General features: G+C 34.1%; 22 protein-coding genes and 1 pseudogene. 10 read left to right on the top strand and 13 right to left on the bottom strand.

Annotation, left to right across the window (positions count from 1 at the left end):
* From AACZ41_RS16905 to AACZ41_RS16935, 7 genes are all read left to right on the top strand, one after another.
* Positions 1-507, top strand: a 507-nt coding sequence (locus AACZ41_RS16905; protein ID WP_339629786.1) for a hypothetical protein, incomplete at its 5' end; no start/stop codon positions are given.
* Positions 508-539: 32 nt separating this feature from the next.
* Entirely contained in the window at positions 540-2,561 is a 2,022-nt protein-coding gene (locus AACZ41_RS16910) for a gliding motility-associated C-terminal domain-containing protein (protein WP_339629787.1), read from the top strand.
* A gap of 5 nt (positions 2,562-2,566) precedes the next feature.
* Positions 2,567-3,520 (top strand): type IX secretion system membrane protein PorP/SprF, encoded by a 954-nt coding sequence (locus AACZ41_RS16915; protein ID WP_339629788.1) that lies wholly within the window; start codon positions 2,567-2,569, stop codon positions 3,518-3,520.
* Between the two features lie 70 nt (positions 3,521-3,590).
* Entirely contained in the window at positions 3,591-4,130 is a 540-nt protein-coding gene (gene idi, locus AACZ41_RS16920; RefSeq protein WP_339629789.1) for an isopentenyl-diphosphate Delta-isomerase, read from the top strand.
* Entirely contained in the window at positions 4,120-4,527 is a 408-nt protein-coding gene (locus tag AACZ41_RS16925; protein WP_339629790.1) for a 6-carboxytetrahydropterin synthase, read from the top strand. The genes idi and AACZ41_RS16925 overlap by 11 nt, the downstream gene beginning before the upstream one ends.
* Before the next feature lie 74 nt (positions 4,528-4,601).
* The gene (locus tag AACZ41_RS16930) at positions 4,602-5,570 is read left to right on the top strand and encodes a type I phosphomannose isomerase catalytic subunit (RefSeq protein ID WP_339629791.1); all 969 of its coding nucleotides are present in this window, start codon (positions 4,602-4,604) and stop codon (positions 5,568-5,570) included.
* 59 nt (positions 5,571-5,629) lie between these two features.
* The gene (locus AACZ41_RS16935) at positions 5,630-5,899 is read left to right on the top strand and encodes a hypothetical protein (RefSeq protein ID WP_339629792.1); all 270 of its coding nucleotides are present in this window, start codon (positions 5,630-5,632) and stop codon (positions 5,897-5,899) included.
* A gap of 84 nt (positions 5,900-5,983) precedes the next feature.
* Here AACZ41_RS16935 and AACZ41_RS16940 read toward each other — a convergent pair whose 3' ends face one another.
* From AACZ41_RS16940 to AACZ41_RS16975, 8 genes are all read right to left on the bottom strand, one after another.
* Positions 5,984-6,679 (bottom strand): DUF4369 domain-containing protein, encoded by a 696-nt coding sequence (locus AACZ41_RS16940; protein WP_339629793.1) that lies wholly within the window; start codon positions 6,677-6,679, stop codon positions 5,984-5,986.
* 82 nt (positions 6,680-6,761) lie between these two features.
* Positions 6,762-8,036 (bottom strand): DUF819 family protein, encoded by a 1,275-nt coding sequence (locus AACZ41_RS16945; protein WP_339629794.1) that lies wholly within the window; start codon positions 8,034-8,036, stop codon positions 6,762-6,764.
* A 34-nt stretch (positions 8,037-8,070) separates the two neighbouring features.
* Entirely contained in the window at positions 8,071-8,874 is an 804-nt protein-coding gene (locus AACZ41_RS16950) for a Cof-type HAD-IIB family hydrolase (protein WP_339629795.1), read from the bottom strand.
* Between the two features lies 1 nt (position 8,875).
* Positions 8,876-11,074: a DUF5916 domain-containing protein gene (locus AACZ41_RS16955; protein ID WP_339629796.1), complete on the bottom strand. Its 2,199-nt coding sequence runs from the start codon at positions 11,072-11,074 to the stop codon at positions 8,876-8,878.
* Between the two features lie 48 nt (positions 11,075-11,122).
* Positions 11,123-13,321 (bottom strand): DUF5916 domain-containing protein, encoded by a 2,199-nt coding sequence (locus tag AACZ41_RS16960; RefSeq protein WP_339629797.1) that lies wholly within the window; start codon positions 13,319-13,321, stop codon positions 11,123-11,125.
* 62 nt (positions 13,322-13,383) lie between these two features.
* The gene (locus AACZ41_RS16965) at positions 13,384-13,551 is read right to left on the bottom strand and encodes an Arc family DNA-binding protein (protein ID WP_339629798.1); all 168 of its coding nucleotides are present in this window, start codon (positions 13,549-13,551) and stop codon (positions 13,384-13,386) included.
* Positions 13,552-13,611: 60 nt separating this feature from the next.
* The gene (locus AACZ41_RS16970; protein WP_339629799.1) at positions 13,612-14,463 is read right to left on the bottom strand and encodes an SPFH domain-containing protein; all 852 of its coding nucleotides are present in this window, start codon (positions 14,461-14,463) and stop codon (positions 13,612-13,614) included.
* Between the two features lie 86 nt (positions 14,464-14,549).
* Entirely contained in the window at positions 14,550-16,811 is a 2,262-nt protein-coding gene (locus tag AACZ41_RS16975) for a transglycosylase domain-containing protein (protein ID WP_339629800.1), read from the bottom strand.
* Positions 16,812-16,900: 89 nt separating this feature from the next.
* On the opposite strand from AACZ41_RS16975, the gene AACZ41_RS16980 reads away from it, so the two are divergent.
* The gene (locus tag AACZ41_RS16980) at positions 16,901-17,674 is read left to right on the top strand and encodes a S1/P1 nuclease (RefSeq protein ID WP_339629801.1); all 774 of its coding nucleotides are present in this window, start codon (positions 16,901-16,903) and stop codon (positions 17,672-17,674) included.
* A gap of 14 nt (positions 17,675-17,688) precedes the next feature.
* Here the strand turns inward: AACZ41_RS16980 and AACZ41_RS16985 are convergent, their stop codons facing one another.
* On the bottom strand, positions 17,689-17,967 hold the full coding sequence (locus AACZ41_RS16985) for a TIGR03643 family protein (protein WP_339629802.1): 279 nt from the start codon (positions 17,965-17,967) through the stop codon (positions 17,689-17,691).
* A 148-nt stretch (positions 17,968-18,115) separates the two neighbouring features.
* Entirely contained in the window at positions 18,116-18,988 is an 873-nt protein-coding gene (locus AACZ41_RS16990) for an AraC family transcriptional regulator (RefSeq protein WP_339629803.1), read from the bottom strand.
* A gap of 216 nt (positions 18,989-19,204) precedes the next feature.
* Here AACZ41_RS16990 and AACZ41_RS16995 point away from each other — a divergent pair, with 216 nt between their 5' ends.
* The gene (locus AACZ41_RS16995; protein WP_339629804.1) at positions 19,205-19,789 is read left to right on the top strand and encodes a hypothetical protein; all 585 of its coding nucleotides are present in this window, start codon (positions 19,205-19,207) and stop codon (positions 19,787-19,789) included.
* 55 nt (positions 19,790-19,844) lie between these two features.
* Here AACZ41_RS16995 and AACZ41_RS17000 read toward each other — a convergent pair whose 3' ends face one another.
* Genes AACZ41_RS17000 through AACZ41_RS17010 form a run of 3 tightly spaced genes read right to left on the bottom strand, consistent with a single transcriptional unit; the run spans position 19,845 to position 22,657 of the window.
* A complete protein-coding gene (locus AACZ41_RS17000; RefSeq protein ID WP_339629805.1) occupies positions 19,845-20,204 on the bottom strand; it encodes a MauE/DoxX family redox-associated membrane protein in 360 nt (119 codons plus the stop codon).
* Between the two features lie 2 nt (positions 20,205-20,206).
* Positions 20,207-22,000 (bottom strand): DUF885 domain-containing protein, encoded by a 1,794-nt coding sequence (locus AACZ41_RS17005; RefSeq protein ID WP_339629806.1) that lies wholly within the window; start codon positions 21,998-22,000, stop codon positions 20,207-20,209.
* Positions 22,001-22,021: 21 nt separating this feature from the next.
* Entirely contained in the window at positions 22,022-22,657 is a 636-nt protein-coding gene (locus AACZ41_RS17010) for an MOSC domain-containing protein (protein ID WP_339629807.1), read from the bottom strand.
* A gap of 159 nt (positions 22,658-22,816) precedes the next feature.
* On the opposite strand from AACZ41_RS17010, the pseudogene AACZ41_RS17015 reads away from it, so the two are divergent.
* Positions 22,817-23,675, top strand: a pseudogene (locus AACZ41_RS17015) (solute:sodium symporter family transporter); the annotation flags it as partial.

The raw sequence follows: 23,675 nt of genomic DNA on the forward strand, positions 1-23,675 counted from the left end.
GTAACGGTAGACTTAAGTGCCTATTTGGACAATACCGATGTTCAGGATCTGACCATCACTGGAAACATATTAAGTTTAACAGGTGATGCTACCAGTGTTACCTTACCAACGGCAGATGGTACGGAGACTGTTGTAACAGCAGGTACCGATATTAGTGTAACTGGTGATGGTAGTGTTGCTACACCATACGTAATTGCCAATACAAGACCAGATATATTTTACCCACCTTCAATAGAGGTAGATGTAGCTACAACGGGTACAGGTAGAACAATCGATTTACATGCAGAATATCTTGCTCAATATGGTACTCCGGCTGTTGTCAGTACGGGAGCACCAGCAACAATACCGACATATGCTAATAATGAGTTATACTATTATGTAACTTATTATGACCCTACTGTATTTGCTAATGTAAGTGTTGATGCTGTTGGAGAAATGACCTATGATGTTATAGCCACACCAACCGATTATAATACATTGATCAACGTAGTTTTTGTAGCACAATAATTAGCTAATTGAAGCATAGATACCAAATCGATTTGAAAAAAACGCATAAATATAAAACCATATTTCTCAGTATTGTTACTACAGTACTGGGAGTTTTGGTATCCAATGCCCAGTTTTTACTTCAGGCACCAACAGATAGTGATCAAAATAACTTTCGTTGGTATGAAGCTTCAGATACAACAACTGTACTTGGTACAGATTCCTATTATGAGGTAACCCAACCTGGCATCTATTTTGCTACTTATGATGGTACTTTATGTGGATCTAATGCTACCGGTTATTTTATCGTTACAGATTGTAATAATCCAGATAATCAAGTGACCATGAATATTAGTAATAATATATCTAGCGGTGCTACCGTTAGTTGGAGTCCGGCGGTTACAGGTGATCAGACCAGACCGGTTGTAACAGCAACCGATGCAGTGGTGAAATATACGGCAACGGTTACAAAAGCGGGTAATAATTTTAGTCTGCCCAATTTTACAGTCGTTTGTTTACCACAAGCAGCTAACTTGGTTGATGATATTGTTACATTGGATGAAGATACATTGGTAATTGTGGATATTTATGCTAATGATAGCGATTTGCCATCATCAGGTGCATTGACTGTAACAACACCAACAAATGGCACGGTTAACATTGATGAAAATGGCACGCCAAACGACCCAACGGATGATATAGTTACTTATATAACCAATCCAGATTATAATGGACCAGATAGTTTTGACTATACGGTTTGTAATAGTTTTGGAGAATGTAGCACGGCTACTGTAACTATAGATGTGTTACCAATTGTAGATACAAATGATGATTCTGTAGCTATTGATGAAAATGAGATTAGAACCATAGATAATTGGCATTTAAACGATAATGACCTTCCTATCGTTGGTACGTTTAGTATTACGCAGCCAACTAATGGTTCGGCAACTGTAGATGACAATGGCACACCTAATAATCCCTCGGATGATATTGTTACCTATTTCCCAAATAACGGCTATATAGGAAATGATACCTTTGAATACACCGTTTGTGATGATTTAGGAAATTGTAGTAAGTCATTTGTTACCATAATTATTAGTCCGTCTGGAGCTGATCTTGACAGTGATGATGACGGTATTTTAGATAGTTTTGAAGATTTGAATTTAGATGGTGATAATGACCCTTCAACAGATCCTACAGATTCTGACGGTGATAGTTTTCCAGACTACCTAGACATTGATAGCGATGGTGATGGTATACCAGATAATGTTGAAGCTCAGGCTACAGCAGAATATATAGCACCTTCAGGCGTTGATGCAAATTCTAATGGTTTAGATGATGCTTATGAAGCCAACGGTTTAATGGGAATTTTCCCAGTAGATACCGACGGTGACAATCTTCCTGATTATTTGGATGAAGACAGTGATAACGATAATATTCTTGACGAAATAGAAGGTCACGATTATAATCAAGATGGTATTGCTGATGTTGTAAGAATAGGATCAGATAAGGATAATGATGGTCTAGATGACGGATTTGAAGGTTCTATTTCTGTAGACATAGATGTGAACGACGAAATTGATGATCCTTATTCTCAATTACCAAATACAGATGGTGATGAAGAATCTGACTATAGGGATACAGATGATGATGACGATGGTATAGAAACTGTTGATGAAGATGTAAATCTTAATGGTAATTATCTTGATGATGACTCAGATGATGATGGAATTCCAAACTACTTAGATTCAGATTTAGGTCAGTTAGAAGAAGAAATAGAAGTTTTTAACGTTATTACACCTAACGGTGATGGTATTCACGATGTGTTACGTATTTCTGGATTAGAAAATTACCCAAACAATACACTGAAAATCTATAACAGATGGGGTGTATCTGTCTATAATACTAGAGCGTATAATACAGAAGGCAATGTTTTTAATGGCACATCTGAAGGTAGGGTGACAATAGATACTGATAGTAAACTGCCAGTAGGTACATATTTCTATATTCTAGATTATGAATTACCGAACGGGGAAACAAAATCACTTTCTGGTTACATATATATTAATAGATAAGAAGAATGTTTAAATCTTATATAGCAATACATAAAATGAGTATTTTAAAGCAAATTGTCGCTATCGTGACATTCTTGTTTGGTATATTTTCTTATGGCCAACAAGATGCGCAATATACTCAGTATATGTATAATACGGTAAGTGTAAACCCTGGTTACGCCGGTTCGAGAGGGCATATTAGTATTGCTGCTCTGCACCGTTCACAATGGATAGGTTTAGATGGTGCGCCAACAACACAAACTTTTAATATTCATTCACCAATAGGATATAGGGGTGTTGGTTTAGGTTTATCGATTGTAAATGATAAAATAGGACCGACATCGGAAACTAATTTTGATGTAGATTTTTCATATACCATATGGACATCGACAGTAGGTAGGTTGAGTTTTGGACTTAAGGCAAGCGCTAATTTGTTAGACATAAGATTTTCAGAATTAAATCAATATTCTACAGACCCAACCTTACAACAAGATATTGATAATAGGCTTTCACCTAATATTGGTGCAGGAGTGTATTATCATACCAATAAATTTTATTTAGGATTATCTGTACCACGATTCTTGGAAACTACACATTTTCAAGAGACTAATTTATCAACTGCAAAAGAGCAAATGAATTTATACCTTATTACAGGGTATGTTTGGGATTTGAATGAATTTGTAAAATTTAAGCCGACCTTACTTACTAAGGTAGTAAAGGGAGCACCTTTACAAGTTGATTTATCAGCGAATTTCATGCTAAATGATAAATTTATCATTGGTGCAGGTTACAGATGGGATGCTGCAATTAGTGCTATGGCCGGGTTTAATATTTCAAATAAGTTCTTAATAGGTATCGCTTACGATAAAGAAACTACGGAATTGGGTAATGCTGCCTTTAACGACGGTTCTTTTGAAGTAATATTTAGATATGACTTTATTTCCACTAAAAACAATTTGAAATCTCCCCGATTCTTCTAGATTTATCTATTAACGTATTATTATATGTTCTACTTTTCGTAGAATAAGTTAAACGCCTTATTTTTACCTAATGAAGGAAGAAGAGGTAATTCTTGTAAATCAAGAAAACGAACAGATTGGTACTATGCCTAAAATGGAAGCTCACGAAAAAGCTTTACTTCACAGGGCATTTTCAGTTTTTATTGTAAATGACGATGGTGAAATAATGTTACAGCAACGTGCAGCATCAAAATATCATTCACCTTTATTATGGACTAACACGTGTTGTAGTCACCAAAGGGTAGGTGAATCGAATTTAGATGCTGGTAAGCGAAGACTTCAAGAAGAAATGGGCTTTGAGGCAGAATTAAAAGAACTTTTCTCCTTTATTTATAAAGCTCCTTTCGATAATGGCTTAACCGAGCATGAGTATGATCATGTGATGATCGGTAATTTTAATAAAGAGCCTAAGATTAATCCCGAAGAAGTAGAGGCTTGGAAATGGATGTCACCAGAATTGGTTAAAAAAGATATTACCGATAACCCTAAGGAATATACGGTCTGGTTTAAAATTATTTTTGAAAAATTCTACCAACATTTATTTAATACAACAGCGAACAATGAAAGTTAAGGTTAGTAGGAAAGCACATTTTAATGCGGCTCATCGATTATATAAAAAAGAATGGGATGACGCAAAGAATACCGAAATTTTTGGTAAATGCAACAATCCAAATTTCCATGGGCACAACTATGAATTAATAGTAAGTGTTACTGGGGAGATTGATTCAGAAACAGGTTTTGTTATGGATATGAAGGTATTAAAAGATTTAATCAAAAAAGAGATCGAAGATTACCTTGACCATAAAAATCTTAATATAGAAGTTAAGGAGTTTGAAAATTTAAACCCAACTGCCGAAAATATAGCAGTAGTTATTTGGAGAAAATTAAGACCTCATATTTCTTCTTTAAGTGACTTGGAAATAGTTCTTTATGAAACACCAAGAAATTTTGTAACATTTTCCGGTTAATTTTTTTTCATAATATAACGTAAGAAAATTCTTTATTTAACGTTATTGTTTTAAGATTTTTTAAAGTTTAAATTATGACCTTATATCCGCTTAAATTCAGACCAATTCTAAAAGAAAAACTCTGGGGTGGCACAAAACTTAAAGAAGTACTAGGTAAACCGATTGAGAGCGAAAGTACTGGCGAGAGTTGGGAGTTATCTACGGTTAAAGGAGATATTTCTGTGATTGCAAATGGCAGTTTGGAAGGTAAATCGCTACAAGACTTAATTGAATCTAATAGTGAAGAGCTATTAGGTAAAAGTGTCGTAGAAAGGTTTGGAAAAGAATTTCCAATATTAATTAAGTTCATTGACGCCAAGCAAGATTTGTCCATACAATTGCATCCTAATGATGATTTGGCCAAGGAACGTCACGATTCTTTCGGTAAAACAGAAATGTGGTATATTATGGATGCTGACCCAAAGGCAGAATTGATAGTAGGGTTCAATAAAGATGTCACAAAAGAAGAATATGCTGAAAGTATTGATAATGATACATTACTGGATCTTCTTAATTATGAACAGGTTAAAGAAGGAGATACATTTTTTATAAATACCGGAAAAATTCATGCGATTGGCGCGGGAGTAATGTTGGCAGAAATCCAGCAGACTTCAGATATAACCTACCGCGTGTTTGATTTTAATCGTAAAGACAAAGAAGGTAATCTGCGCGAATTACATACAGACCTAGCACTTGATGCTGTAGATTATAAAAAGAAAGATGATTTTAAGGTTTCTTATAATCAAGAATTAAATAAAGTCAGCGAAATGGTTGACTGTCCTTATTTTAAAACAAATTTCATTCAACTAACAGAAAACCTTGTTCTAGATACTACAAAGCGTGATTCATTTACCATATTTATGTGTGTTGGTGGCAAAGCGGTAATAAAAACTGCAGAAGGCGAAGTATCTATCAAAAAGGGCGAAACAGCACTGTTACCTGCTATTACCAAAAAGATTTCATTACAATCTAAAGGAGCTAAACTTCTAGAAGTGACTATTTAGAGTATAATTTACTATTCAGCAACTCAAATATTGTATTTTTGCAAAAAAAATAATTAGTAATGGCAAGTATAAAAAATTTAAAGAAAGATATTAATAATGTTCTTGGTGACATTATCGAGGGTGTTTATATAGTAGATGCTGCAAACGGAAAGAACAATTCTAAAGAAGGTTCAGCTATTATAGATGAAGCTATTTCGAATTTTGATGAACTTATCGTTAAGGTTAACGAAAGTAAAGTTGAAAATAAGAAGGCTCATTTCAATGAAGTAAGAAATGATTTGGAAATTAAAGCTAATAAATTAGTAGAAAAACTTAATAAGTTAGCTTAAGTTAAAATTTCTATTTTGAATCGAACAAAAAAGCATCCTATTTTATAGGATGCTTTTTTGTTTGAAACTGTTTTGTGAATACTTTTATTTCTTTTTCAACAATACGGCCAACTCCGCGCCATATTTTGAGCTCGCAACTTCGGGTGAAAGAACACTATAAATAGAATCTAAATATTTGACATTTGCATCTGGTATTTCTTTTAAAGCAATATACGGTGCTATAAATGAATTTTTATTGTTGAGTGCAAAGTTGATGGCAAATGCATAACCTCTTTGTAAATTTCTATTACTGATATTTTCTAAAGAATCTATACTTACTTGAGATAATTGATTTTCAGGTTGTGCAGCGTTCATCATTATTTCAATATTTCTCTTATTGATACCAGACATAGTCATTCTATATTCCTCTAATTTTTCATGACTTTTAGAACCCGTAATTTTTGCGGTAGTATCAAAAGTATTCCAATCTGTATTTATTGTAATAGTCCCAGGTTCAGCAAAAAAAGTAATTCGATCATTAATGTCATTATTATCTTTCTTGACTAAATATAGATAATACACCTCGGGACTTTCTAATTTACTTTTAAAAGTAAAATTACCATCACCATTTATTGCCAAAGAGTCAATGGTAACTAAAACAGAATCAGGTACATGCTGTAAATAAAGCATACCTTTTTTTAGTCCTTTTATTTTACCTGTTACAATTAAGTTTTCTTCTGTGTTATTACCACAAGAGCTTAATACTAGCATAGAAACTAAAACAATTATTAATCTTTTCATTCGTATAATTTAGGTCGCAAATATCTATAAATTTTAATAGAAATTATTGGCTACTATTAATTTGTTATTAAAAAAGTGGTTATTATAATTTTGAGGCAACCTCCATTAAATATGCGCAAAGTAATGCTCCGCCAGTACCGACAACATAACCTAAAACGGCTAATAGTACACCAACAGAAGTTAATGACGGATGAAATTCAGCTGCCACTACAGGTGCTGAAGCTGCGCCACCAACATTGGCCTGGCTGCCTACTGCGAGAAAGAAATAAGGTGCTTTAATCAATTTCGCTACCAAAATCATGAGCGCGGCATGTATGCTTATCCAAATAAAACCAACTACAATTAGGCCAGGATTTTCAAGAACCTTGCCTAAATCCATTTTCATGCCTATAGTGGCAACCAAAATATAAATGAACATTCCACCTATTTTACTAGCGCCTGCACCTTCATAATTTTTGGCTTTGGTAAAAGAGAGTGCAATACCAATAACAGTAGCGATAACTACCATCCAAAAGAAGCTAGAGCCTAAGAAAGATAGGAAACTTTTTTGGTTGCTAACAGCGTCAAAATTACTAGTTAAAAACGTACTGATTTCATCTCCAAAGAAATGAGCGATACCAACCGCTGTAAATGCTAAAGAAAGCATTATCATATAATCGTTCAAGGTAGGTACTCGTGTTATTTTTTCAGTAAACTCGGTTACTTTTATTCTTAACGTTTCGATAGCTGATGTATCGGCCTTTAACCATTTATCGATTTGTTTTGTTTTACCTACTCCTAATAAAACTATCGCCATCCATACATTGGCCACAACGATATCTATCAATACCATACCTCCATACTTTTCAGGATTGTATTGAAATATTTCAAGCATTGCGGCTTGGTTAGCTCCGCCACCGATCCAACTACCGGCAATGGTAGAAAGGCCTCTCCAAATAGCGTCAAAATCATTACCGCCAACGGTATCAGGGGAGAATATTGAAACGATGAGTATAGCAATAGGACCGCCAATGATAATACCGGCACTACCTGTTAAGAACATTATAATGGCTTTAGAACCTAAATTGGATATCGCTTTTATATCTATGCTTAATGTCATTAATACCAAAGCGGCTGGCAGTAAATATCTACTTGCCATAAAATACAAATTGGAAATTTCATCTGAAATTATTCCAGTGCTGGTAAGAATTGCAGGTAATAGATAACACATAAGCACTGCAGGTACTATAGAATAAAACTTGCTCCAAAAACCGGTTTTTAAGCTAGAAGTGTAAAAAATAAAGCCTAAACAAAGTGCAAGCAATCCAAAGACTACGGTATCATTGCTAATTAATGGTTGAGCTAGTAGGTAGTGCATAAATATTTTGGTGATTTGCTATTTTCAAATATAGTTAATTAACCAAGTGTTCTTCAATAAAATGAGCAACGCCGTCTTCGGTATTTTTTAAAGTAACATAATTAGAAATAGCTTTTACTTCTTCTCTAGCATTTTCTACAGCAACACCGAAACCAACATTTTTAAGCATTTCTATATCATTGTAGTTATCACCAAAAGCTATAATATCTTCTAATGAATCATGGCTGTCCATTACTAATTTTATGGCCGAAAGTTTTGAAACAGATTTTGGAGCAATCTCGATTAGAGTATCATTAGAACGATAAAGATTTAGCTCATCGCTAAATTTTTCTTTAAGCTGGGGCATTAATTTATCTGCAGTCACTTTAGTACACATTAACATGATTTTATGCGCACCAATTTTTCTTTGTTCCCAATTCGACAAAGTTGTAGAAGTTGATTGAAAAGTAGGTATCGATTTGGTGTATTTAGTTTCTTTTTCCACCCTTATAGAAGTTTTGGGCACATACCATTCATTAGAGTAATAAAGACCTAAATCAGCATCTAAATCAATACAGATGCTATAAATTTCCTTTACTAAATTAATAGGAATAACTACAGAGGTTAATTCTTGATGACCAGATAGGACAAGAGCACCATTATAGCATATGATAGTTTGATTGGTGATGCCTAAACTTTCTTGAATATATCTCATTGCACTTGGCATTCTGGCCGATACTAAAATAATTCGTATATCATTCTTAATCTTGTTAATCTGTTCGATGGCATATGTTGAAACATCGCTCTTAGTGGAAAGTAATGTTCCATCTAAATCGGAACATAGAATTTTATATTTCATTTTAAATATTTAACCAATACGTGAATTTAAGATTTATGGACCTATATTTTGGTTCAAATGAATTCACGAAATAATTGTCATTATACACTATGAACAAATCAGATAAAGGTGCAAAACGCCATTGAAGTCTAGAGTTGAAACCAAGGTTATCGCGTTGGTTACTGTATTGAATTAAAGTCGACCAAAATATAGATTTACTAAAAGTAAGGTCTATTTTCGGACTTATAAGCCATATGTCTGCACTAGGATAAGGGTCAGGTAAAGTTATTTGGTCATAATTCAATAATATGGATATGAAGGCTTTGGGTTGAATTCGTAAAGTCATATTGGTCTCTATTGAAACTCTATCTCCGTTAAAAAAACGACCTAAAGTTGTTTCTGCCCTGTAGGAGAAAATTTTACGCATGTCAGATTGATAATTTGCTCTAATATTATTGTAATGATAACCTTCATTTCCTGGAATAGGTGTTGCTCCATCCGAATCAGTAGGATCAAATGAATCGAATAAGAAGGTGTAGTTATTGGACATTCCTATTTCAGCCTGAGATTGGTTGTTAAAATTAAAGGACCATGCACTTCTAAATTCATAATCTGTATTCTGGAAATTATTCTTTGGGCTCCAGATAAATATGGGGAATATTTCAAAAGCATGATTTTGAATAGGACCACTTTTTGGCCAAAAAACACGTTGTGCACTTAAAATCCCTTTAAATATATCGGTTCTTCGTACAAAACCTAAATCAGATGAAAAATCCTCATTTACATAAACGGCTTTACTATAAAAGTTATAATTTCTAGCGTTATAGCGCATATTCATTCCGCTTGCCATATTACCTTCGTTATCATCTGGGCTAAATGATTTATGGGCAAAGAACTTACCGTTCCATCGATTTTGTTTTGAGGCTAAATTATAGTCAAGGCCTAAAACTCGATTAAATTCATCTTCACGAGTAACAAAGTCATATTCTTTAAAGGATTGCTTGTTAATGAAAAACATACCAATATTGGATCTAGAAAAGACCCTTTGCTGCAACGCGATCATGGTATTGTTGTTAGATGCAATTTCATTTATGCGGTCTTCAGCAGTTTGAATATTCAGTAGGCCTACACGTAAATCTTTTGTGAGTTTACCGCTTAGTCTTACACCACCGATAATTTTATTTTCAATGGTGTTACCTGCGGTGTCTTCTGCAATTCCAATACGCCTAGAAAAGAACGGGTTGGCATCCCGTTGATCACCAAAGCCTGCGAAAAGGTCGTTGTTGTCAATAAAAAATTGCCTTTTTTCGGGTAGCGAAACTTCAAACCGGGTTAGGTTCGTTACTTGGTCATCTGCTTCTACTTGTGAAAAATCTGGATTTACCGTAATGTCAAGATTTAGACTGTTTCCTACAGATACCTTTACATCTCCACCAAAATTAAAATCGTTTAAATTTTCGTTATCCGTAAAATCTTTTTGGGAAAGTGTGTTGATGTAGGGTATAATAGCCAATGGAGTTCTTGATTTGCCTAAAGGCTTTTCAAAAAGCATATCTCCCATAAAAGCCAAATTATAAATTAATTGGTTTTGTGGAATCCTTGTCCAAGTACTGCGTTCATTAGACTGTGTATCTACCCTATAACTATTAAACCGCCATGTTTTGGAGCCTTCCTTAAATTTTAGTGAGGTAAAAGGGATAATCATTTCTGCGGTAAAATAACCATCATACATCTTGGCATCACCTTTCCATTTTACATCCCAAGAAAGATTAAAATCGCTCCGATTTCCACCACCGTTCGAAATTAGGGCCTCTCTACGAACCCCATAAGGATTTATACCAAATAAAAATGCATTTGTGCCATCATTAAAAGTGTCAAATACCAATGAAAAACTGTCGCTTCCGCTTCCTCTAAAATCACGTTTTAAAGATTGGAGTGAATAGTTTTTGCCTACAGAACTTGCCTTAATAGCTATGTAAAGGTTTTTGTCGTCATAAAGCATCTTGATTTCTGATTGCTCTCTCGCTTGAATAGAATCTAAAGGGAAATATTCCCATAATTCATTAGCACTTTCTGCAAATTCCCATATAGGTTCATCTAAAGCACCATCTGCAATAATACTTTCTTCAATAAATTTAACTGTAAAAGATTTAACCTCCTCTTGACAAAAAATAGTTAATGAGAAAAATGAGAATATAAAACTAAGGGTCCCTTTTTTCATAATTTAGTTTTCTTTAAAATTAACATACTCTCTTGGGTAGTTCTATTATTATATATTTAACCAATACGTGAATTTAAGATTTAACGACCTATACTTTGGTTCGAATGTATTTACGAAATAATTGTCATTATATACAATGAACAAATCAGATAATGGAGCGAATCGCCATTGAAGTCTTGAGTTAAAACCAAGATTATCTCGTTGATTGCTGTATTGAACCAAAGTAGACCAAAAAACTGATTTACTAAAAGTTACATCTATTTTAGGGCTAATCAGCCAAATATCCGCGCTAGCATATGGGTCAGGTAATGAAATTTTATCATAGTTCATGGCCAAGGATAGAAATACTTTTGGTTGAAACCTTAAAAACATTTCACCCTGAATAGAATAACGGTCTCCATTAAAAAAAGTACCCAAAGTAGGTTGAATAGCATAAGCGAATCTTTTTCTACTATCTGACTTATATTCCAATGAAATACTATTGTAATGGTATCCTATTTCGCCAGGTAACGGTATTGCCTCATCTTTATCAGTTGGGTCAAATTCTTCGAAAAGATAGGTGTAGGTATTATTATATTCAACATTGATTTCTGATTGGTCATTGAATTTTGATTCCCAAGAACCCATTACTTCATGATCAGTATTCAAGAAATTATTATCTGGACTAAATGTTAGAATGGGGAAAAATTTAAAACTATGGGTTTGCAAGGCACTATCTTCTGGCCAAAAAATACGCTCGAACATAGTTGCAGTTTTAAAAATATCGGTTCTACGAATAAAACCTAGATCAGACCTAAAATCTTCTCCTACATAAACTACATCTTCGAAAAAGTTCCAATTTCTAGAATTGTATTGAAGAAAAGTACCTGATGAAAGATCTCGACTTCCAGAGTTATGGGCAAAAGATTTATGAAGGTAGAATTTGCCGTTCCATGTATTATTATCGGAAATTAGATTATAGTCAACACCTGCAACCCTATTGTATCGATCATTTGGATCTTGAAATTCATAATCCTTAAAGGTTTGTCGGTTTATAAAGAACATACCAATATTTGAACGACCGAACACAGATTGCTGAAATGCTAACATGGTATTATTGTTAGAGGCAATTCGCTCATCTAAATCTTCATCTGTTTGTAGGTTTAAAAATCCTAATCTAAGCCCTTTGGTCAATTTACCGCTTAACCGTACACCGCCAATAATTTTATTTTCTATAGAATTATCTGCGGTATCTTTGGCAATACCTATTCTTCTTGAAAAAAACGGGTTGGCATCTCTGCCGCCACCAAAACTGCCAAAAAGGTCACTGTTGTCGATGAAGAATTGTCTTTTCTCGGGAAGTGAAACTTCAAATCGCGTTAAGTTTGTTATTTGGTTGTCGACTTCAACCTGAGAAAAATCTGGATTAACCGTTATGTCCAAATTCATACTATTGCCTATCGCTACTTTTGCATCACCGCCAACCTTTACATTAGAGTTAGGGTCATCTAATTCAAAGTCCTTTTGAGTTATCATATTGATATAAGGAATCATGGCTAGGGGAGTCCTGTATTTTCCTAATGGCTTTTCAAAAACCATATCGCCCATAAAGGTTAGACCGTATATATTTTGATTTTGAGGAATATTCATCCAAGTACTATTCTCATTAGATTGGGTGTCGAATCGATAGCTATTGAACCTCCATTTAGTTTCACCTTCTTTAAACTTGAATGCAGTTAATGGAATCACCATTTCGGCCGTGTAGTAACCATCATATATTTTAGAATCTCCCCTCCATTTTACGTCCCATGAAATTGTAAATCCATTTAAATTTAATCCACCAGCAGAGACTAAACCTTCGCGTCTTACACCGTAAGGATTAATACCGAAAAGAAAGGCATTGTTACCGTCATTGAAAGTGTCGAAAAGTAGTGTTATATTATCGCTATTACCTGCTCTAAAATCTCTTTTTAATGATTCTATCGCATAATCGCTACCAGCAGTATAGACTGTGATGCCAACATAGAGGTTGTCATCATCATAAAGCATTTTAATGTCGGTCTGCTTTTTAGATTGAACAGAATCTAAGGGGAAATACTGCCAGAATTTATTTGCGCTATCTGCATTTTCCCAGTTTGGTTCATCAAGAATACCATCAGGTACAATGTTAGCATTAATTTGCTTTACAATAAAAGATTTATTGGTAGTTTGGGCATTTGAGTAAAAGTAAAAAAGAATAAGTGCAAAAGCACTTAAGGTTTTAGTCATTTTGATCATAGTTTGGTAGTTGATCAAATTTAATATTTTGTTTTGTTAAATAAATGCCAAACTCATTTAGGTTTATCTGGTTTAGGCTCTCTTTTTGCCTCTTTTAAACTTTTCATAAGCATCCACTCTATTTGACCATTGGTACTACGAAACTCATCTGCAGCCCATTTTTCAATAGCTTGCAACATTTCTTCATTAACCCGTAATGCAAATGGTTTTTTCTTACTCATTTAGAAATTAAGCGTTTTTGTTTTCAGACTCAAGAACAGTGACAAAATTTATGATCTATATTAATGGTTCAAAGTTCCTGTATTTACAATTGGTGTTACATCTTTATCTGAACAAAGCACAACCATAAGATTACTTACCATCGCAGATTTTCGTTCATCGTCTAAAGCTACCAAACCTTTTTTACTTAATTCTTCTAAAGCCATTTCTACCATGCTAACGGCCCCTTCAACTATTTTATGCCTTGCAGCTACAATGGCAGTAGCTTGCTGTCTTTTCAACATAGCGTTTGCTATTTCTTGAGCATATGCTAAATAACCGATACGAGCTTCCAATACTTCTATGCCGGCCATTGATAGGCGTTCTTGAACTTCTTGTTCTAGTGCTTCACTTACCTCATTAACACTTGATCTAAGAGTGATGTCTTCCACTAGACCCTCATCGGCAAAATTATCATAAGGATACATACTTGCTAGTTTACGAACGGCAGCATCTGTCTGTACCCTTACAAAATTTTGATAATCATCAACATCAAATGCCGCTTTATAGGTATTGGTCACTCGCCAAACTAAAATGGTACTAATCATGATAGGATTACCTAATTTGTCATTAACCTTTAATCGTTCGCTATCGAAATTACTTGCCCTTAAAGAAATTCTCTTTTTGGTATATAAAGGATTCACCCAAAAAAGGCCGTTCTCTTTAATGGTGCCCACATATTTTCCGAATAAAAGTAAAACCCGTGAGCTATTTGGATTAACTAGAACAAAGCCTGCGCACATAATTAATGCTGCAATTATCATAAAGGCACCAACGTAAATTCGTAAAAGTGCAATTCCGCCAATTAATAAAACTAAAGCAACAAAAAGCATAACATAGCCATTCTGTGCACTGTGGGTTTTTTCTACTTTCATAATTTATGATATTAAAATGATATCATAAATATATCAAAATAATTTAAATATAGGCGTATTTGTCGTTCTATTTTTAAATTTTGGTATTATCCATTAAACTTTTTAGTCTTCTTTTTATTCGGATTCTTGAACAATCGCTTAAAGAATCCGTCTCGTTTTATTGGGTCGCAATTCAAAGCGTCTATGACGGAAGCTGAAGGTTTTGGAAAACTCCTTTTTGTATACTTATCAAAGTCTTTATTCTGATTTAGTTCTTTCATCCAAAGTCCAAACATGGGTAAGGCCGCATTAGCACCTTGACCAATACTGGTATTGCTAAAACCAATTTCATGTTGGTCAAGCCCCACCCAAGTTAAATGCACGAGGCTAGGTGTAAGTGCCACGAACCAAGCATCTTTATTGTTTTGGGTAGTACCCGTTTTACCGGCCATATCATTTTTGAGTCCGTATGTAGTTCGTAATCTAGTTGCCGTGCCTGAATTAACGGTCGACTTCATCATTTCTATCATAATTTGCCCGGTTTCTTTCGAAAAGGCAGCTTTTGAACTTAAACCTGATTTGAATTCTACTAATATTGAATCTTTGTTGTTCGTAATACGCTTGATTAAATTTGGTGTTATGTGCTTACCATTGTTTACATAACTAGTATATGCCTGCGCTAAGTCTAGAATTTTTATTTCTCCTGTTCCTAAAGCAATAGACGCCTCATTGGGAAGTTTTTCATCAATACCCATATCTTTGGCCATCTTCAGTACATTGTTAATACCTGCCTTCTCCAAAACTTTCACGGCAATGGTGTTAACTGAATTACTCAGGCCTTCTTCCATTGAATAATTTAAGTAAGCTTCATCTTTGTCTCCTGAATTACCGGGAGACCATCCCTTTAAATTATCATATTCAACCTCTTCTGCAGAGAAATATGAGCAAGGCTTTATTCCTTGTTCTAAAGCGGCAGTATAAACAATAGGCTTAAAAGTAGATCCTACTTGACGTTTACTTTGTGATATATGGTCGTATTTGTACTGTTTAAAATTTATACCCCCAATCCAAACCAAAATATCTCCATTATTGGAATCAATGGTCAATGAACCTGTATTTAAAAATTTGGTGTAATGTTGAATACTATCTATGGTACTCGCCGTTACCTCATTGCCACCTTGCCAATCTATGAAGTTTCTTTTTCTATTATCCTTATAAAGACTATCTATAATTTGTTCATGTGTTAAGTTCGCTTTTTGTAGTTTTTTATAAGAAGATGTTCTCTTGGCGATTTTTTGTATCAGTTTTTCATCCTTAATCCATGGAGCATTTTTGCCATAACTCTTTTCGAAATCGTTTTGCAATTTGGTCATATGTTCAACCATGACCTCTTCGGCCAATTTCTGCATTTTATAATTTAGGGAAGTATAGATTTTTAAGCCAGAAGTATAAAGATTGTAATCGGAACCATTATTATTTTGGTCGGCTACCCATCGTAACATTTCTTTACGCACCTCTTCTCTGAAATAGGGAGCAATACCTGCATTGTAATCAAATTCTCGATAGTCAAGGTTAAGTTCTTCTTGGGTAAACTGATATACGTGTTCTTCTGAAATGTAGTTGTTGCCATACATAGCACGTAAAACTAAATTACGTCTGCTAATACTTCGTTCTGGAAACAATCTTGGGTTGTAGCCATAGGTAGCCTTTAGCATACCCACAAGCGTAGCGGCCTGTGCTGTTGAAATATCTTTAGTGCGTGTATTATAGAATTTTAAGGCTGCACTTTCAATACCGAACGTATTATCGCCAAAAGATACCGTGTTGAGGTAATTGGTTAATATTTCATCTTTATTGAAAATTTTCTCGAGTCTTTTAGCGATAATCATTTCCTTAATCTTATCGACTACTATATTTGTTTTGTTCCGTTCTTTTCTAGGATAAAGATTTTTAGCAAGCTGCTGAGTCAATGTGCTACCTCCACCAGCGGAATCATCATTCATAAGAATCGTTTTTAACCCCACACGAATCAAACTTTTATAATCTATACCTGAGTGGTCATAAAAACGTTCGTCTTCAATTGAAATCAAGGCTTGTTTCAAATGCTCAGGAAATTCTTCGAAAGCAACAGGCTGTCGGTCATATAAGTAATATTTGCCAATAAGAATACTATCAGCAGTAAATACTTCAGATGCCATTTGATATTGAAAATTGGAAAGTTCCTTTTTAGATGGGATTTTTCCCCAAAGGCCCAAATTGATACTTGCTATGAAAAGTAAAAAAAGAGTAAATAGCCCCAGAATTCCAAAGCCTATTACCTTTAGAATAGAAAGTTTTTGTTTTGATGATTTTCTTTTCTTTTTTTTCATGCTTGCAAGTTCTAATATAAATTTAACCTTATCGAAGTTTTAACAATACCTTAAAGTATGAAATCCTATTTTTGGGCAAAATTTTAGCGATGAAGAATGTATTGGTTTTATTTTTTCTTATAACGAATCTAACTTTTGCAAATGATATGGTTTGGTCTAAAACAGGCCATAGGGTTGTGGGTGAAGTTGCGGAGCAACATCTGAGTAAAAAGGCAAAGCGTGCTATTGCTAGTTTGCTAGATGGTAAAAGTTTGGCCGCTGTGGCTAATTTTGGTGATGAGATAAAGGCAGACCGTGCTTATAGTAAATTTAGTGCTTGGCATTATGTAAATATTCCTTTCGATAAAACCTATGCAGAAATTGAGCCAAATGAATATGGAGATTTAGTACAAGGTATAAATACCTGTATAGAAATTATTAAAGATGAAACCAGTTCTAAAGAGGATAAAGCTTTCTACTTGAAATTTTTAGTTCATCTCATCGGTGACTTACACCAACCGATGCATGTAGGTAGGGCAGAGGACAAGGGAGGAAATGACATACAATTACAATGGTTCGGTGACGGTACTAACTTGCATAGGCTATGGGATTCAAATATGATAAATGACAATGGTATGAGTTTTACTGAGCTTGCTTTTGAATATCCAGAAATGTCTAAACAGCAAGTGAAGTATTTACAAGAAGGAAGCTTATTAGAATGGGTAGAGGAGTCTCATCAACTGGCAGAAAAGGTATATAGTTCTGTTGAACCTGGTCAGAAATTAGGGTATAGATATAGTTACGACTGGTGGAATACTGTTACAGTCCAATTACAAAAAGGAGGCATACGGCTTGCTGCAGTTTTGAATGAAACGTTTAAATAGGTTGTAGAAGCAACTTATCTTTTTGAAATTTTATTTCCGCTGATACTCCGTTGTCTAGAACATCTAAAACGGTCCATATCATCGGTTCTTAATTTGGCGTGTTTAGTAGCACGGCCTTGAACTCGTTTGCGCCACATTCTAAAACTGCTTGGTTTCATTTCTTTACGCATCACCTCAATTGTTTCCTGTTCGGTAATGCCGAATTGAAAAGTAATTGCTTCAAAAGGTGTACGATCCTCCCAAGCCATTTCAATGATACGGTCTAACTCTCTTTCTGTAAATTCTTTTATCATAGCATTGTAAAGATACTAAGCAGCTACTATTTGACAGAATTGAGGGTATAACTTTAAGTAATATTTAATAATTCTATGAGGTAGGTAGAAAAGGTCATTAATAGAATTTTTATTCATTAAATATATTATATACTTGATGGAAATGGTATTACATCAAAACCGTTTTAAGTTCATTTCTGTATTCTGACGGATTTTGGCCTGTGAATGCTTTAAACGATTTGTTGAAGTGCGAAAAGTTATTAAATCCGCATTCAAAACAAACTTCAGTAATACTCATAGGTTTTTCTGCTAATAATTTTGAAGCATGAACCAAACGATATTCATTAACGAATTGTATAAATGTCTTATTTGTTATTTTTTTGAAGTATCTACAGAACGACGGTATTGTCATACTAACCATAGAAGAGATTTCTTCGAGAGTCAATTCTTCTTTAAAATTATTCTTAACATGATTGAATATGATATTAATACGGTCATTATCCTTAACATCTGTAGTAAATGAAAAACCTTCGGCATTCAATAATCGCATATCTTCTGAATTTCCTAATTCATTGAATATATTAAGTATAGATAATAGTCTTTGAAAATCGGTCTGATATTCCAAAACTTCCATTTTATCGCCTATTTTTCGTTTCGTCTTACCAGAAAAGGCAATTCCGCCACTGGCACTATTAAACAAGCTTTCAATTTTCTTCATTTCTGGAAGTTTAAAGAAATCTTGTCCTAAGAAATCTAGCTTCATCTGCACAACTGTTTCACTTGTATTTCCAGTAAGGGCATCAGTAAAACCGCAATGTGGCAGATTACTGCCTATAAGTATAAGATCTCCATTAGTATAATAAGAAACATGACTACCAATTTGTCGCTTACCAGAGCCGCCATTAACATATACCAATTCTAATTCTGGGTGGTAATGCCATAGGTTATTTTTATTCAATTTATGTTCATCAAATTTTTGGTATGTAAATGAATGACCGAAATCTGGCTCTATGGCTTCGAAAGTAGGTTTCTGTTTAACCATGATATTTTGTGTTTACTAATATGAAATTAGATAACCCTTTTTAGGTGGGTCACAGCAAAATTAACTTATATGTGTGTAATATTAACCTATGAAGTGTTAATGTTAGTTAAAGAGGTTAAAATAGCACAGGTATTGGAACAATTTGATGTAGTGAGGGCTAGATATCGACTGTATGTTTGCAGTATAAATTATCATTAACCCTTAAAATAATTTATTATGAAAAATCTAGTAAAATTCACAACAGTAGTTGCCTTTATGTTCGCTACAGTAGCCGGCATGGCAAGAGAGCCTAAATTGAACTTATTATCAGCAGGCAAAGCCAAAAGTGTTGTATTAACTATGGATGCTTCTTCTAAAGGTGTACAGGTAAAGTTAATGGATGCAGAATTGAATGTTATTTATTCTGAAAATATGTCTGAAGGTCAGTTTAGCAAAAAATTGAATCTTAAAGATTTGAATGATGGTAGCTATTACCTTTCAGCAGACGATAGCTTTAAAAGCTATTCATATACAATTGTTTTAAAAAACAATACTTTGAATGTTGTAGAAACAGCTGAAGACGTTAAGCCTTTCTTTAGAAAGACTAGCAATATGATTTTTATGAACTACTTAAACTTGGATAAAGCAAAGTTGTCTATTAAAATATTTGATGCTGAAAGTAGAACAGTATTTACACAAGAAGTAACTGACGAAATGATTGTCGAAAAAGCTTTCAATTTCGAAGATGCTTTCCCTGGTACTTATACCGTGACTATTAAGTCTGCAGGCAAAACGTATACTGAAGATTTTGTTGTTAATTAAGTTGATTTAAGTTGATTTCATTAAAAGGGGACGGGAGCGTCCCCTTTTTATTTGTTTAAACTTTTAGGTAAAAAAAAGCCCAGTACATAAGTACAAACTGCAATGGTAACCTTAATAAAAGTATCCATCTAGGAAAACCTGCTCCAGCCTTCTTGCTTGACAACATATAAAAATGAACTAGTAAGAAAACGGCTAGCATAACAATGATTCCGTATAGGGAAATATCTTTTGTGGTTTCAAAAAATAGGCCAATACCCAGCATTATTTCTGCCAAGCCACTTAATAATACTAATGGTTTTTGAAAGGGAAGATACCTAGGCATAATTCTTAAATACATTTTTGGCTTCATAAAATGCATGATGCCTGCAAAAATATATAGCGCGCCCATTGCATATAAGTGCCAAGTATTTATCATAATTAAAATTTTGTATTTGGGTTAATCCAATTCATCATTTTATCTTCTAAAATAGCTAGTGGTACACAACCAGTTTCAAGAATTTTTTCATGAAATAGTTTTATGTCGAAATCCTTACCAAATCTAGCTTCTGCTTTAGACCGAAGCTCCATAATTTTTAATTGTCCTATTTTATATGCTAATGCTTGACCAGGGTTTGCCATATAGCGTTCAATTTCTGCCGTAATGGCGGCTTCTGATTCTGCCTCATTATCTAATGAATATTGAATAGCTTCTTCCCTAGACCAGCCTTTAGAATGTAAGCCAGTATCTACAACCAAACGAACCGCTCTATGCATTTCTGCACCTAGCATACCAAAGTATTGATATGGGTCTTGATACAGACCCAGTTCTTTACCTAAAGACTCAGTGTATAAAGCCCAACCTTCGCCATAAGCACTATACCATAACGTTTTTCTAAATTGAGGTAAATCTTCGTTCTCCTGGGTCATTGAAATTTGAAAATGATGACCAGGTATAGCTTCATGTAAAAATAAATCTTCATCAGAATAGATGTTGTAAGATGATACATCTGGTATAGGGACATAAAAAATACCAGGTCTAGTACCATCTAAAGAGCCAGGATTATATTCGGCACTTGCCGATGCTTCTCTAAAAGCTTCTGTACGTCTAACTTCAAAAGTAGTTTTAGGCTGCTTACTGAATAAAGCATTTATTTTGGGTGTCATTTTTTTATGAATGTCATTGAAGTTATCTATGACCTGTTGGGGGTCGGTAAAAGGCATCAATTCTTTTTTAGTACGAACCTCTTTAAAAAAATCTTTCAGATTGCCGGTGAAACCAACTTGCTCCTTAACTTTTTCCATTTCAGAACTTATTCTGGCAACTTCTTTTAATCCTATTTCATGAATCTCTGATGCGTTTAATATTGTTGTAGTGTATAATTTTATTTGATGGGCATAATAGGCATCACCATTTGGTACGTCTTGTATTCCACTAGATTCACGACCAGCATTCATATATTCATTAGCCATGAAATCATGAAGCTCTTTATAAGTGGGTATAATTTTATTAGTAATAAGAGTGGTGTAATCGGAAGTTAACCTTGCTTGTTCGCTCTCAGTAAATTCAATAGGAAAATTATGAATAGGCGTGTAAAATAAATTCGATTCCAATTCGGTATCGGCAACACTTGCCAGCTGAGGTAATACCTTTATAATCAAAGATTTTGGCAGCACATTTTTCGCCTTCATTCCTACTTCCATTTGAGTCTTTGTTGATTTTAGCCATACTACATAATCATCTAAACGTTCTAGCCAATTATCGTAATCCTCTACAGTTTTAAAAGGTTGTGCACTACTTCCGCCAGCTAATTGACCAATCATTAAATTCATGGACCACATTTGGTCGATTGGCGTATAGTTTTCAAATTCTAAACTTTCTAGGTTAATTTCACATTCCCATTTTAAAATGGCATATGACATTCGCTCACTTTCTGAAAGTTTTGCCTTTTCAAATTTCTTCGATTTATCTAAGTAACTGGAGTAATAGTTTTTCATTTCTTTCTTATAGTCGGAAGAAAGAAAATTGGGTAAGATGTCATTGTATCTGTAATCTCCTTGAAAAGTGGCGTTTAATGGATTCAGCTTTAATCCGTCCTCATAATAATGAGTTAATAAGGTAATGAAACCGACATTGTGCATAGTGGGGTTCGTAGTTATTTCTTTACTGTTGTTTATTTGAGCTTCAGTCTTTAGCCCAAAAAGTAAAGCGAATACAATGAGTATATTTTTCATTAAAATATGTTGTTTTAAAATTTAAGAAAGGTATTTCTTGAATCTGTCTTTTTTATATTGAGGTACAGATTCATTGCTCATAAATAGGGATAGAAGTTCTTGTGGTTTCTCTTTTAAAAACATCAATTCATAAAATTGTTGAACCGTAAGAGAATTTGAAGATTTCTCAACTAAAACTACATTATCTCCTGATTTTACAATACCTTCTTCAAGTATTTTTACATAAGTACCAGGATGATTATGAGCGATAAATTCTTTGAGGATTTTTTGAGTTCCAAAGCGTACACCAAGTTTATAACACGGTTCTCGTGGTTGAGAAACTTGAACTAAAACTTCCCCGATTTTATAAATATCGCCCACACGAACTTTAAATTCATCAAGGCCTTCAATGGTCAAATTTTCTCCGAACATTCCCCAATCCCAAGTCAAATTAGGATATAAATTTTTCCAATAAGAATAGTAATCTGAAGAGAATAAATAACAGGCTTTATTGATGCCACCATGGTGAACGCGGTCTATAATGGTGTCGTCTTTAACATCGTTTTGTCTCAAGAATAAACCCTTTGAAGTGGGATATTTGAAAATGCCAGTTTGCTCTTTTTCACCGTTCCATTCAAAAGTTACTGGGCTTCCTATGTTAGTTGAAATTACTTTCATGTGGTGAAGATAAAAAAAGCACTAATATTTATGGTAATATGGATAATCAATATTTTTGGTTTCAAAAAGGTATAGGTTTAATTTCTCAAAATCAAAGGAATACTGTTTTAGCATTGTGATTTAGGAATCTGTGTTTATCATTTTTCTATATTTACGTTGATGGCATTTTTAACATTTATACTTTTTACAGGCTTTGTTGCTTTTTATGCGACTTGGAAACTACGTAAAGATAAACTCAACACTCAAGATGGTTATTTTTTAGGAGGTAGGTCGTTAACAGGTATCGTCATTGCAGGATCACTTTTATTAACCAATATATCGACAGAGCATTTAGTAGGTATGAATGGTTCTGCCTATAAAAACGGGGCTATAATTATTGCTTGGGAAGTGACCTCTGCATTAGCGTTAGTATTGGGTGCTTTATATTTTGCGCCAAGGTACTTGAAAATGGGATTAACTACTATACCTGAGTATTTAGAAAAACGTTTCGATGGTTTAACCCGAACGCTTGTGGCATTATTATTAATTATATCTTTTGTAGCAACACTATTGCCAATAGTTCTTTATACAGGAGCCTTAAATATTGAGGCGATATTTGAAATATCCAATTTATTAGAAGTTAGCCAAGAACAAGGAATATTTATTACCATATTAATTGTGGGTATTTTAGGTGGGATATATGCCATATTTGGAGGGCTAAAAATGGTTGCTTATACCGATACTATTAATGGATTTGGACTTCTGGTAGCGGGTTTATTAGTGCCAATTTTGGCTTTGTTAAGTATAGGTGATGGTAATGTTTTTAGTGGATTTGAAATGGTGTTTAATAACAGTCCAGAAAAATTTAACGTCATAAGTAATGAATCGAGTGTCGGTGAAGGTGCCCGAACTGCAATTTTACCATTCGAGGTGCTTTTTACAGGATTGATGGTGAATCAGATTTATTTTTGGACCATGCATCAGTCAATTATACAACGAGTTTTGGGTGCGGTTAATTTAAAAGAAGCACAAAAGGGAT

The sequence above is a fragment of the uncultured Maribacter sp. genome, from assembly GCF_963974015.1.
In the GTDB taxonomy this organism is placed as follows: domain Bacteria; phylum Bacteroidota; class Bacteroidia; order Flavobacteriales; family Flavobacteriaceae; genus Maribacter.

Excerpts from the sequence above, each read along its gene's own strand:
- AACZ41_RS16950 (WP_339629795.1), bottom strand. The coding sequence starts at position 8,874 with ATGAAATATAAAATTCTATGTTCCGATTTAGATGGAACATTACTTTCC.
- AACZ41_RS16945 (WP_339629794.1), bottom strand. The coding sequence starts at position 8,036 with ATGCACTACCTACTAGCTCAACCATTAATTAGCAATGATACCGTAGTC.
- AACZ41_RS17000 (WP_339629805.1), bottom strand. The coding sequence starts at position 20,204 with ATGATAAATACTTGGCACTTATATGCAATGGGCGCGCTATATATTTTT.
- AACZ41_RS17010 (WP_339629807.1), bottom strand. The coding sequence starts at position 22,657 with ATGAAAGTAATTTCAACTAACATAGGAAGCCCAGTAACTTTTGAATGG.
- AACZ41_RS17005 (WP_339629806.1), bottom strand. The coding sequence starts at position 22,000 with ATGAAAAATATACTCATTGTATTCGCTTTACTTTTTGGGCTAAAGACT.
- AACZ41_RS16935 (WP_339629792.1), top strand. The coding sequence starts at position 5,630 with ATGGCAAGTATAAAAAATTTAAAGAAAGATATTAATAATGTTCTTGGT.
- AACZ41_RS16975 (WP_339629800.1), bottom strand. The coding sequence starts at position 16,811 with ATGAAAAAAAAGAAAAGAAAATCATCAAAACAAAAACTTTCTATTCTA.
- AACZ41_RS16990 (WP_339629803.1), bottom strand. The coding sequence starts at position 18,988 with ATGGTTAAACAGAAACCTACTTTCGAAGCCATAGAGCCAGATTTCGGT.
- AACZ41_RS16970 (WP_339629799.1), bottom strand. The coding sequence starts at position 14,463 with ATGAAAGTAGAAAAAACCCACAGTGCACAGAATGGCTATGTTATGCTT.
- AACZ41_RS16930 (WP_339629791.1), top strand. The coding sequence starts at position 4,602 with ATGACCTTATATCCGCTTAAATTCAGACCAATTCTAAAAGAAAAACTC.
- idi (WP_339629789.1), top strand. The coding sequence starts at position 3,591 with ATGAAGGAAGAAGAGGTAATTCTTGTAAATCAAGAAAACGAACAGATT.
- AACZ41_RS16925 (WP_339629790.1), top strand. The coding sequence starts at position 4,120 with ATGAAAGTTAAGGTTAGTAGGAAAGCACATTTTAATGCGGCTCATCGA.
- AACZ41_RS16995 (WP_339629804.1), top strand. The coding sequence starts at position 19,205 with ATGAAAAATCTAGTAAAATTCACAACAGTAGTTGCCTTTATGTTCGCT.
- AACZ41_RS16960 (WP_339629797.1), bottom strand. The coding sequence starts at position 13,321 with ATGACTAAAACCTTAAGTGCTTTTGCACTTATTCTTTTTTACTTTTAC.
- AACZ41_RS16965 (WP_339629798.1), bottom strand. The coding sequence starts at position 13,551 with ATGAGTAAGAAAAAACCATTTGCATTACGGGTTAATGAAGAAATGTTG.
- AACZ41_RS16955 (WP_339629796.1), bottom strand. The coding sequence starts at position 11,074 with ATGAAAAAAGGGACCCTTAGTTTTATATTCTCATTTTTCTCATTAACT.
- AACZ41_RS16980 (WP_339629801.1), top strand. The coding sequence starts at position 16,901 with ATGAAGAATGTATTGGTTTTATTTTTTCTTATAACGAATCTAACTTTT.
- AACZ41_RS16915 (WP_339629788.1), top strand. The coding sequence starts at position 2,567 with ATGTTTAAATCTTATATAGCAATACATAAAATGAGTATTTTAAAGCAA.
- AACZ41_RS16985 (WP_339629802.1), bottom strand. The coding sequence starts at position 17,967 with ATGATAAAAGAATTTACAGAAAGAGAGTTAGACCGTATCATTGAAATG.
- AACZ41_RS16940 (WP_339629793.1), bottom strand. The coding sequence starts at position 6,679 with ATGAAAAGATTAATAATTGTTTTAGTTTCTATGCTAGTATTAAGCTCT.